The following is an 11,415-nucleotide window of genomic DNA, read 5'->3' as shown; positions in this document are numbered from 1 at the left end:
ATTGGATTGGTGTCCAACTTCTTGGGGGCAGTCCAAAATGTGGGAGCGGGCTTGCTCGCGAATACAGGCAACTCGGTATCACTGACTCAACACTCCACAGCACTCACCGCCAACCCACCCCGCGATGTCTCCTTGTACTTGTCATGCATATCCGCCCCGGTATCACGCATGGTGCGGATCACCCGGTCCAGGGAAATAAAGTGCTGGCCATCGCCACGCAAGGCCATCTGCGCCGCATTGATCGCCTTGACCGCCGCTATCGCGTTGCGCTCGATGCAGGGCACTTGCACCAGGCCGCCCACCGGGTCGCAGGTCAGGCCCAGGTTGTGTTCCAGGCCGATTTCTGCGGCGTTGCACACCTGCTCCGGGCTGGCACCCAGAATCTCCGCCAGACCCGCCGCCGCCATGGCGCAGGCCGAGCCGACTTCGCCCTGGCATCCGACTTCGGCACCGGAGATCGAGGCGTTCTTTTTACACAGGATCCCGATCGCCGCCGCGCCGAGGAAGTAATCCACCACATTGGCCTCGGTGACTTGCTCACTGAATTTCATAAAGTAGTGCAGCACCGCCGGGATGATCCCCGCCGCGCCGTTGGTCGGCGCCGTGACCATGCGCCCACCGGCGGCGTTTTCTTCGTTGACGGCCAGGGCGAACAGGTTGACCCATTCCATGGCGCTCAAGGTCGAGCCGATCACATTCGGCTTGCCCAATTCCTGCAGGCTGCGATGCAACTTGGCGGCCCGCCGCCGCACATTCAAGCCGCCGGGCAAGATGCCTTCGTGCTTGAGGCCCTGTTCGACACAGTCCTGCATGGCACGCCAGAGTTTCATCAGGCCACTGCGGATTTCTTCTTCCGGGCGCCATACCTTTTCGTTGGCCAGCATCAGGTCAGCAACGCGCAGGTTGTGGGTCTTGCATAACTGCAACAACTGCGCCGCGCTGGAAAAATCATAGGGCAGTTCGGTGCGGTCCATATCGGCCACGCCACTGCGCGCCTGCGCTTCATCCACCACAAAACCGCCACCCACCGAATAATAGGTATCGCGGTGCAACTCGGTCTGGGCGCCGTACACCACCAGGGTCATGGCATTGGGGTGGAACGGCAGGTTTTCGTCGATCAGGCGCATGTCCCGCGACCACAGGAAGGGGACTGGCAAACGGTTGTCCAGCAACAACGTGCTGGTCTCACGCAGGGTCTCGATACGCTGGCCGATCTGCGACGGATCGATTGCATCCGGCCACTCGCCCATCAATCCCATGATGACCGCGTTGTCGCTGCCATGGCCGATGCCGGTGGCGGACAACGAGCCATACAGCTGCACTTCGACCCGCTGCACTTGCTCCAGCAGGCCACGCTCACGCAGGTCTTGAACGAACAGTGCGGCAGCGCGCATGGGGCCCACAGTATGGGAGCTGGACGGCCCGATGCCGATTTTGAACAGGTCGAAAACGCTGATAGCCATTGCCGCGAAACTCCTCGATGAGCACAGGCCAGGCGCGATACAGCTGCTACGCTCAAGTCGCCCAGATGGCGGCATCATCAAGCTTTTACAGCGCCGTCCGGCGTCTCACACCGACGCACCCATGCTCAACAGCGTCGTCCTCATGCAATGGGGCGTAATCGCCGTTTTTTGCGGAGCAGATCGAGAAAAAGTGCAGTTTTGCCCGTGGAAAAACCTGTAAGCGACGTCACCGACACTGGATACGACCATCCCTGTACTGGATACGACCCACCCTGTAGGCGTCAGATTTTCACTGGTACATGATCAGTCTCGACTCGTTTGCAAGGCATCGAGGCTGCGCAGAGCTCGCACGCCCCAACTGCAACACTTATAAGCGCGGTCAAGCACCGCCGGAAAAACACCAGGAGTCCAAACCCATGAAAGGTTCCCCCCCGTTGTTGTTGGCCGCCATGCTGAGTCTTCCCCTTGCGGCCCACGCTGCTGACCCTGAGCAGTGCAGTACCGTCAACTTCTCCGATGTCGGCTGGACCGATATCACCGTCACCACCGCCACCACCAGCGAAGTCCTCAAGGGCCTGGGCTACAAGCCTCGTACCACGATGATTTCCGTACCCGTGACCTATAAGTCCCTGGCCGACGGCAAGAACATGGACATCTTCCTCGGCAACTGGATGCCGACCATGGAAAACGACATCAAGCAGTACCGTGATGCCGGCACCGTGGAAACCGTGCGCGCCAACCTGGAAAACGCCAAGTACACCCTGGCAGTGCCACAAGCGCTGTACGACAAGGGCCTGAAAGACTTCGCCGATATCGCCAAGTTCAAGGATGAGCTGGGTGGCAAGATCTACGGCATCGAGCCTGGCAACGACGGCAACCGCACCATCCAGAGCGTGATCGACAAGAATCAGTTCGGCTTGAAAGACGCAGGCTTCAAGGTGGTCGAATCCAGCGAAGCCGGGATGCTCTCGCAAGTGGAACGTGCCACCAAACGTGGGCAGGCCATTGTGTTCCTGGGCTGGGAACCACACCCGATGAACACCCGCTTCAAGATGAAATACCTGACCGGAGGTGACGATTCATTCGGCCCCAACTACGGCCAGGCCACCATCTACACCAACACCCGCAAGGGCTACTCCGAGGAATGCAGCAACGTGGGCCAGTTGCTGAAAAACCTGGTGTTCACCCTGGACATGGAAAGCACCCTGATGGGTAACGTCCTCGACGACAAGATGAAACCCGACGCCGCCGCCAAGGCCTGGCTGAAGAAGAACCCGCAAGTGCTCGACACCTGGCTCGCCGGGGTCACCACCCTTGATGGCAAACCAGGACTTGCCGCCGTAAAAGCCTATCTCGACAAGTAACCGCTGACCCCGGGCCGGCGTGCCGGCCCGGGATGTTTTTCCTTTTCGCATGTGGACATTCACTACCATGCTGACTGAACAGAAAATCCCACTAGGCCAGTACATCGCTGCCTTCGTCGAATGGTTGACGCAGAACGGCGCCGATTACTTCGACGCGATCGCATCGACACTGGAAACGATGATCCACGGCGTGACGTTCGCGCTGACCTGGTTCAATCCGCTGGCATTGATCGGTCTGATTGCGCTGCTTGCTCACTACATTCAACGTAAATGGGGCCTGACCGTGTTTGTCATCGCCTCCTTCCTGCTGATCCTCAACCTGGGGTACTGGCAGGAAACCATGGAGACCCTGGCCCAGGTGCTGTTCGCCACCCTGGTCTGCGTGGTCATCGGCGTGCCGCTGGGCATTGTTGCCGCGCACAAGCCGATGTTCTATACGATGATGCGCCCGGTACTCGATCTGATGCAGACCGTGCCGACCTTCGTCTACCTCATCCCGACCCTGACCCTCTTCGGGCTGGGTGTGGTGCCCGGCCTGATCTCCACGGTGGTGTTCGCGATTGCCGCGCCGATCCGCCTGACCTACCTGGGCATCCGCGATGTACCCCAGGAGCTGATGGACGCCGGCAAGGCCTTTGGCTGCTCCCGTCGCCAGTTGCTCTCGCGCATCGAACTGCCCCACGCCATGCCGAGCATCGCTGCCGGCATTACCCAATGCATCATGCTGTCGTTGTCGATGGTGGTGATCGCGGCCCTGGTGGGCGCCGATGGCCTCGGTAAACCTGTGGTCAACGCGCTGAACACCGCCGACATTGCCCTGGGCTTTGAAGCGGGCCTGGCGATTGTGCTGCTGGCCATCATGCTCGACCGCATCTGCAAACAACCCGACGCCAAAGTAGGGGGTGATGCATGAGCATTATCCGATTCGACAATGTCGATGTGATCTTCTCCAAAGACCCACGCGAAGCCCTCAAGCTGTTGGATGAGGGGATGCACCGCAACGAAATCCTGAAAAAGACCGGGCAGATTGTCGGCGTGGAAAAAGCCAGCCTGGATATCGAGAAAGGCGAGATCTGCGTGCTGATGGGTTTGTCGGGCTCCGGCAAATCGAGCCTGTTGCGCTGCATCAACGGCCTTAACACCGTGAGCCGTGGCCAGTTGTTTGTGGAGCATGAAGGTCGCCAGATCGACATCGCCTCATGCACGCCGGCCGAGCTGAAAATGATGCGCACCAAGCGTATCGCCATGGTGTTCCAGAAGTTCGCCCTGATGCCCTGGCTGACCGTGCGTGAAAACATCAGCTTTGGCCTGGAGATGCAGGGCCGTCCTGAAAAGGAGCGGCGCAAACTGGTGGACGAAAAACTGGAGCTGGTGGGCCTGACCCAATGGCGCAACAAGAAGCCCGACGAGCTGTCTGGCGGCATGCAACAGCGCGTCGGCCTGGCCCGCGCACTGGCGATGGACGCCGACATCCTGCTGATGGACGAACCGTTCTCGGCCCTCGACCCGCTGATCCGCCAAGGCCTGCAGGATGAACTGCTGGAGCTGCAACGCAAGCTGAGCAAGACCATCGTGTTCGTCAGCCACGACCTCGACGAGGCACTCAAGCTGGGCAGCCGGATTGCGATCATGAAAGACGGCAAGATCATCCAGTACAGCGTGCCGGAAGAGATCGTGCTGAACCCGGCGGATGACTATGTGCGCACCTTCGTCGCCCATACCAACCCACTGAACGTGCTCTGCGGCCGCAGCCTGATGCGCACGCTGGACAACTGCAAGCGGGTCAATGGTTCGGTGTGCCTGGACCCGGGCGGCGACTCGTGGCTGGACCTGGCCGAAGGCAACACCATCCAGGGCGCACGGCAAAATGGCGCGGTGATGAACCTGCAGAACTGGGCGCCGGGGCAAGCCGTGGAAGGTTTGGAGCGGCTGCCGACCTTGGTGGATTCGAACATCGGCATGCGTGATGCGTTGCAGATTCGCTACCAGACCGGCAACAAGCTGGTGCTGCACGACAACAACAAGGTGGTGGGGATTCTGGGGGACAGCGAGCTGTACCATGCCCTGCTGGGCAAGAACCTGGGCTAATAAGGCTTTTTGTAGGAGCGAGCTTGCTCGCTCCTACATTTGACCGCATTGCCAAGTTTGAACAGGCGGTGTCAGTGACGACACCGCCGGCTTTTATCAGCTATAGACACGGCCAAGGAGCTGCCGATGGCTTTCAAACTGATCGAGCACATCCCGGGTGATCTGTTCCTGGGTGAAGCCCATCAGGTCGTATTCCTGACCGCCGTTGTGCAGGTAGACCTCGGCACGGTAGTAGCGCGCACGCTCCTCCTGCGCCTCGATCGACTCACTCGGCGCCGCCAGGTAGCCATCCAGGCTCACCTCGTAGACAAACGGGTTGCCTTCCATCTCGATCCGCACGCCGATGCAGCGCTTGGATTTACCCAGCAGCGTCTGCACATCCAGCCCTTGGGCGCGCAATGCCACGGCCGCTTCTTCCAGCGCCGGGGTGACCTTCTTGTCCATGAAGCGCTGCACCACAGCCTGGCTCGGTTGCAGGTCCTGGGCAGTCAGGCGCTCGCTGAAACCACGACGGCCGCGTTCGGCCAATTGCGCCTGCTCCTGTTCGATGGCCACGTCCTGGCGCATGGCCTTGTGCAAACCGAACATAAAGAAGATCAGCACCACCGAGAACGGCAAGCCCGCCAGCACCACCATGGTTTGCATGGCTTCGAAGTTGCCGGCAAACAGCAGGCCGATAGTCACCAGGGTGATCACCGCCGACCAGAAGATCCGCAGCCAGTGCGGCGCATCCTCATCCACGTTGCCGCCTTTGCACGACAGGTTGGCCATCATCACCGCGCCGGAATCCGCCGGCGTCAGGAACAGCACAAAGCCGACAAAGATCGACACGCCGATCACCACTTTCGACGCCGGGTAGTATTCCAGCAACTGGTAGATCGCCATGGAGGGTTGCTCCAGCGCGGTCTTGCCCAGCTCCACGGCCCCATGGTTGAGCACCAGGTCCAGGGCCGAGTTGCCGAAGATCGACAGCCACGCCAGGGTAAAGCCCAGCGGAATCAGCAGTACGCCCGCCACCAGCTCACGTACGGTACGGCCACGGGAAATACGCGCGATGAACATGCCCACGAATGGTGCCCAGGAAATCCACCAGGCCCAGTAGAACAGGGTCCACAGGCCCATCCAGCGCTCGGATTTCTCGCCATCGCCTTCGTACACGTACAGGTCGAAGGTCTTGAGCACCAGGCCGTTCATGTAGTCGCCGATGTTCTGCACAAAGCCGTTGAGCAGGTGCAGGGTCGGGCCAAACAGCAGCACGAAAATCAGCAGGCCGCTGAACAACACGATGTTGAGGTTGGACAGGCGGCGAATGCCGTTCTCCACACCCGACACGGCAGCGATGGTCGCCACGGTGCTCATCACGATAATCACGATCAGCAGGTTGGTGTTGCTGTGCTCCATGCCGAACAGGTTTTCCAACCCGGACGACACTTGCATCGAGCCAATCCCCAGGTTCGTCACCAGGCCCAGCAGGGTCACGAACATGCCGAAGCCATCCACCGCGTGACCGGCCGCGCCTTTGACCCAACGCTCGCCCATCAATGGGTACAGCGCCGAACGCAGCGCCAGTGGCTGGTTATGCCGGTAGGCGAAGTACGCCACGGCCAGGCCGACCAGCGCATAGATCGCCCAGCCATGCAGGCCCCAGTGCAGGAAGGTCAACTGCAACGCCTGGCGCGCGGCCATATGGGTGGCGGCGGCGCCTTCAGGCGGGTTGAAGTAGTGGTCCAACGGCTCGGACGCGCCGAAGTACAGCAACGAAATGCCGATGCCCGAAGAGAACAACATGCCGGCCCAGGCGCCGTAGCTGAAGTCCGGGGTATCGGCCTTGCTGCCCAGTTTCAATTTGCCGTAGGAGGAAAACGCCAGGCCCACCACGAATACCAGGTAGGCGGCGATGACCACCATGTAGTACCAGCCAAAGCTTTTCGAGAGCCAGGTCTGGGCGATTCCCAGCATTCTGCCGGCCTCTTGCGGGGCGATGATCAGAATGGCAGTCAACAACAGGATCAACGCGGTGGAGGTGTAGAACACCCAACCGTTGACCCGCACCTTTTCCGGTGGGGTCTTTATAAGAGAGGCAGAACTCATGGCACAGAGGCTCCGGGCAGTGCGAGAGAGGACACAAGGCAGCGCTTGACCCGCGCCATCGATTTTTCGGCAGTCGACGGACGGGTGTTATAAAGACATCCCGAAAATCCTCGAACCCCAGCGACGCGCTGTCATGGGCTGTTTCAAGGGTTTTTGCGGATGTCAGATGCGTCTGCCTACATGTAGGAAATACCTGTAGGCAGCGACCATTTGTCGCAGATCTTATTCTTTGTTGATTGAACGTTCAATCAAAACAAAATAGACTGGCCCTCAAGCCGACGAACGTTTACGCCCGTCGGCAGGCCTAAGGAGAGGTGCTACATGCCCAAGGTCGGTATGCAACCCATACGCCGCCAGCAGTTGATCGAAGCCACATTGACGGCCATCGATCAGGTAGGGATGGGAGATGCCAGCATTGCGCTGATCGCCCGTCTGGCCGGAGTCTCGAACGGCATCATCAGTCACTACTTTCAGGACAAGAATGGCCTGATCGCCGCAACGATGCGGTACCTGATGAATGTGCTGATCGAGAACGTCCACGAACGCCGGCAGGCATTGAAGGAAGACAGCCCCCGGGCGCACCTTCAAGTGATTATTGGCGGCAACTTCGACGCCAGCCAGGTCAACGGCCCGGCAATGAAAACCTGGCTGGCCTTCTGGGCTACCAGCATGCACCACCCGTCTTTGCACAGGTTGCAGCGGATCAACGATCACCGCCTGTATTCCAACCTGTGCTGCCAGTTCCGCCGTGTGCTGCCGCTGGAAGATGCACGCAGCGCAGCCCGAGGCCTGGCGGCCCTGATCGACGGTTTGTGGTTGCGCGGCGCCCTGTCGGGAGACGCTTTCGACACGGAGCAGGCGCAACGGATCGCTTACGAATACATGGATTTCCAATTGGCCAAGCAGGTGAGTTAGAGCACACATAAACGCTCAACCCCTGAACTGCTGCTGAGCGGTGTTGCCAGAACCTTATGGCTGCACCCTTCAGTGGTTAACGCCAACCACTTATGCACTTGCGAGGACTTTATGGCCCGTTTCGAACTGCAAAAACTCTACATTGACGGCGGCTACAGCGACGCTGGCAGCGATGCCACCTTCGAAGCCATCAACCCGGCTAACGGTGAAGTTCTCGCCAACGTGCAACGCGCCACTTTCGAAGACGTCGAACGTGCCGTGGTCAGCGCCGAAAAGGGCCAGAAAATCTGGGCCGCCATGACCGCCATGGAGCGTTCGCGCATCCTGCGTCGCGCCGTGGAAATCCTGCGCGAGCGCAACGACGAACTGGCTGCCCTGGAAACCCTGGACACTGGTAAATCCTTCTCCGAAACCAAGTACGTCGACATCGTTACCGGCGCCGACGTGCTGGAGTACTACGCCGGCCTGGTGCCTGCCATCGAAGGCGAGCAGATCCCGCTGCGCACCACCTCGTTCGTCTACACCCGCCGCGAGCCGCTGGGCGTGGTCGCCGGCATCGGCGCGTGGAACTACCCGATCCAGATCGCCCTGTGGAAGTCCGCCCCAGCCCTGGCTGCCGGCAACGCAATGATCTTCAAGCCAAGTGAAGTGACGTCGCTGACCACCCTGAAACTGGCCGAGATCTACACCGAAGCCGGTGTTCCGGACGGTGTGTTCAACGTCCTGACCGGCAGCGGCCGTGAAGTCGGCACCTGGCTGACCGAGCACCCACGCATCGAGAAAATCTCCTTCACCGGCGGCACCGACACCGGCAAGAAGGTCATGGCCAGCGCTTCGAGTTCCTCGCTCAAAGACGTGACCATGGAACTGGGCGGCAAATCCCCGCTGATCATTTTCGACGACGCCGACCTCGATCGCGCCGCCGACACCGCGATGATGGCCAACTTCTACAGCTCCGGCCAGGTCTGCACCAACGGCACTCGCGTGTTTATTCCAAAGCACCTGCAAGCCGCCTTTGAAGCCAAGATCGTCGAACGTGTTGCGCGCATCCGCGTCGGCAACCCGGAAGACGAAAACACCAACTTCGGCCCGCTGGTCAGCTTCGCCCACATGGAAAGCGTGCTGGGCTACATCGCCAAAGGCAAAGAAGAAGGCGCACGCCTGCTGTGCGGCGGCGACCGCCTGACCGCTGGCGACTTCGCCAAGGGCGCATTCGTTGCACCGACGGTGTTCACTGACTGCACCGACGAAATGACCATCGTGCGTGAAGAGATCTTCGGCCCAGTGATGAGCATCCTCACCTACGAGACTGAAGAAGAAGTGATCCGTCGTGCCAACGACACCGACTTCGGCCTGGCTGCTGGCCTGGTCACCAAGGATCTGAACCGCGCCCACCGCGTGATTCATCAGCTCGAAGCGGGTATCTGCTGGATCAACGCCTGGGGCGAGTCCGACGCCAAGATGCCGGTTGGCGGCTACAAGCAGTCGGGTGTTGGCCGTGAGAACGGGATCAGCTCGCTGAACAACTTCACCCGCATCAAATCGGTACAGGTTGAGCTGGGCGACTACGCCTCGGTGTTCTAAACCCGAGTTCTGTATTGCCTGCGAGGCCGCCATCGCAGGCAAGCCAGCTCCCACATTGGAATGCGTTCCCCTGTGGGAGCGGGCTTGCCCGCGATGGAGCCCGACCTGACCATCTCCAAAGAGGGTGCATTTATGTCCCAAGAATACGACTACATCATTGTGGGTGCCGGCTCTGCCGGTAACACCCTGGCGACCCGTCTGACCGAAGACGAAGGCGTCACCGTCCTGCTGCTGGAAGCCGGCGGCCCGGACTACCGCCTCGATTTCCGTACCCAGATGCCTGCCGCCCTGGCGTTCCCGCTGCAAGGCCGCCGCTACAACTGGGCCTACGAAACCGATCCAGAGCCACACATGGATGGGCGCCGCATGGAATGTGGTCGCGGCAAGGGCCTGGGTGGCTCGTCGCTGATCAACGGCATGTGCTACATCCGTGGCAACGCCATGGACTACGACGGCTGGGCCAAACTGCCAGGCCTGGAAAACTGGAGCTATCTGGACTGCCTGCCGTATTTCCGCAAGGCCGAAACCCGCGACATCGGCCCTAACGATTACCACGGTGGCGAAGGCCCGGTCAGCGTGACCACGCCCAAGGCCGGCAACAACCCGCTGTTCCACGCCATGGTTGAAGCCGGCGTGCAGGCCGGTTACCCGCGCACCGAAGACTTGAACGGCTACCAGCAGGAAGGCTTCGGCCCGATGGACCGTACCGTCACGCCGAACGGCCGTCGCGCCAGTACCGCCCGTGGCTACCTGGACACTGCCAAGAAGCGTTCGACCCTGACCATCGTCACCCATGCCCTGACCGACAAAGTGTTGTTCGAAGGCAAGCGTGCAGTCGGCGTGCGTTACCTGATCGGTGCCGCCGAAGAACGTGTTGAAGCCCGTGCTCGCAAGGAAGTCCTGGTGTGCAGCGGTGCAATCGCGTCGCCGCAACTGCTGCAACGCTCCGGTGTAGGTCCGGCCAAACTGCTGGAAAGCCTCGACATCCCGGTGGTCCATGACCTGCCAGGCGTCGGCGAAAACCTGCAGGACCACCTGGAACTGTACCTGCAATACGCGTGCACCCAACCGGTCTCGTTGTACCCGTCGCTGCTCTGGTACAACCAACCGGCTATCGGTGCCGAGTGGCTGTTCAACGGCACCGGCATCGGCGCCAGCAACCAGTTCGAAGCGGGCGGTTTTATCCGTACCCGTGAAGAGTTCGAATGGCCGAACATCCAGTACCACTTCCTGCCGGTAGCGATTAACTACAACGGCAGCAACGGTGTGAAAGAGCACGGTTTCCAGGCACACATGGGCTCCATGCGTTCGCCGAGCCGTGGTCGCATCCAACTGAAGTCGAAGAACCCACGGGACTACCCGAGCATCCTCTTCAACTACATGGCCACCGAGCAGGACTGGCAGGAGTTCCGTGATGGCATCCGCCTGACCCGTGAAATCATGCAGCAGCCGGCACTGGACCAGTACCGTGGCCGCGAAATCAGCCCGGGCATCGAAGTGCAAACCGACGAGCAACTGGACACGTTCATCCGCGAGCATGCCGAAACCGCGTTCCACCCGTCCTGCTCGTGCAAGATGGGCACCGACGAGATGGCCGTGGTCGATGGCGAAGGTCGCGTGCATGGCATGCAGGGCCTGCGAGTGGTCGATGCGTCGATCATGCCGATCATCACCACCGGTAACCTCAACGCGCCAACGATCATGATCGCCGAGAAAATCGCCGACAAGATCCGTGGCCGCCAGTTGCCGCGCAGCACTGCTGACTACTACGTGGCCGGCGATGCGCCTGTGCGTGGCAAGCCGTTGCGTGAAGTGGGTCCTAGCGCGCAGTAATCGTTACACCGCGGCGCCCCTTTCGCGGGCAAGCCCGCTCCCACATTTTGGACTGCCCCCGAAAAGTTGGACAGTTT

8 protein-coding genes are annotated in these 11,415 nt (G+C 60.5%); 6 read left to right on the top strand and 2 right to left on the bottom strand.

What is annotated here, in order from left to right:
- Positions 1-86: 86 nt before the first annotated feature.
- Positions 87-1,463, bottom strand: a complete 1,377-nt coding sequence (locus tag KL786_RS28765; protein ID WP_215519764.1) for an L-serine ammonia-lyase — start codon at positions 1,461-1,463, stop codon at positions 87-89.
- 416 nt (positions 1,464-1,879) lie between these two features.
- Here KL786_RS28765 and KL786_RS28760 point away from each other — a divergent pair, with 416 nt between their 5' ends.
- The 3 genes from KL786_RS28760 to choV all read left to right on the top strand — a co-directional run bounded on the left by KL786_RS28760 (position 1,880) and on the right by choV (position 4,915).
- The gene (locus KL786_RS28760; RefSeq protein WP_215519763.1) at positions 1,880-2,827 is read left to right on the top strand and encodes a choline ABC transporter substrate-binding protein; all 948 of its coding nucleotides are present in this window, start codon (positions 1,880-1,882) and stop codon (positions 2,825-2,827) included.
- 67 nt (positions 2,828-2,894) lie between these two features.
- Positions 2,895-3,740 carry a choline ABC transporter permease subunit gene (gene choW, locus KL786_RS28755; protein ID WP_032858679.1) on the top strand — a complete coding sequence of 282 codons (846 nt, stop codon included), beginning with the start codon at positions 2,895-2,897 and terminating at the stop codon, positions 3,738-3,740.
- Positions 3,737-4,915, top strand: a complete 1,179-nt coding sequence (choV, locus tag KL786_RS28750) for a choline ABC transporter ATP-binding protein (RefSeq protein ID WP_215519762.1) — start codon at positions 3,737-3,739, stop codon at positions 4,913-4,915. Before choW ends, choV begins: the two co-directional genes overlap by 4 nt.
- Positions 4,916-5,011: 96 nt before the next feature.
- Here choV and KL786_RS28745 read toward each other — a convergent pair whose 3' ends face one another.
- A complete protein-coding gene (locus tag KL786_RS28745) occupies positions 5,012-6,949 on the bottom strand; it encodes a BCCT family transporter (protein WP_353844687.1) in 1,938 nt (645 codons plus the stop codon).
- A gap of 378 nt (positions 6,950-7,327) precedes the next feature.
- Between KL786_RS28745 and betI the strand changes: the two genes are divergently transcribed.
- The 3 genes from betI to betA all read left to right on the top strand — a co-directional run bounded on the left by betI (position 7,328) and on the right by betA (position 11,338).
- Entirely contained in the window at positions 7,328-7,921 is a 594-nt protein-coding gene (betI, locus tag KL786_RS28740; protein ID WP_032858683.1) for a transcriptional regulator BetI, read from the top strand.
- Between the two features lie 111 nt (positions 7,922-8,032).
- On the top strand, positions 8,033-9,505 hold the full coding sequence (betB, locus tag KL786_RS28735; RefSeq protein WP_029300682.1) for a betaine-aldehyde dehydrogenase: 1,473 nt from the start codon (positions 8,033-8,035) through the stop codon (positions 9,503-9,505).
- A gap of 132 nt (positions 9,506-9,637) precedes the next feature.
- Positions 9,638-11,338, top strand: a complete 1,701-nt coding sequence (gene betA / locus KL786_RS28730; RefSeq protein WP_215519760.1) for a choline dehydrogenase — start codon at positions 9,638-9,640, stop codon at positions 11,336-11,338.
- Positions 11,339-11,415: the final 77 nt, after the last annotated feature.

Origin of the sequence: Pseudomonas sp. TAE6080 (assembly GCF_018732265.1) — a bacterium.
GTDB classification, from domain to species: Bacteria; Pseudomonadota; Gammaproteobacteria; order Pseudomonadales; family Pseudomonadaceae; genus Aquipseudomonas; species Aquipseudomonas brenneri.
Note: the sequence above shows the minus strand (reverse complement) of the source record. Positions and strands in the feature narration are given on the sequence as shown.

Coding starts and splice junctions, on each gene's coding strand:
- KL786_RS28765 (WP_215519764.1), bottom strand. CDS start 1,463: ATGGCTATCAGCGTTTTCGACCTGTTCAAAATCGGCATCGGGCCGTCC.
- KL786_RS28760 (WP_215519763.1), top strand. CDS start 1,880: ATGAAAGGTTCCCCCCCGTTGTTGTTGGCCGCCATGCTGAGTCTTCCC.
- choW (WP_032858679.1), top strand. CDS start 2,895: ATGCTGACTGAACAGAAAATCCCACTAGGCCAGTACATCGCTGCCTTC.
- choV (WP_215519762.1), top strand. CDS start 3,737: ATGAGCATTATCCGATTCGACAATGTCGATGTGATCTTCTCCAAAGAC.
- betI (WP_032858683.1), top strand. CDS start 7,328: ATGCCCAAGGTCGGTATGCAACCCATACGCCGCCAGCAGTTGATCGAA.
- betB (WP_029300682.1), top strand. CDS start 8,033: ATGGCCCGTTTCGAACTGCAAAAACTCTACATTGACGGCGGCTACAGC.
- betA (WP_215519760.1), top strand. CDS start 9,638: ATGTCCCAAGAATACGACTACATCATTGTGGGTGCCGGCTCTGCCGGT.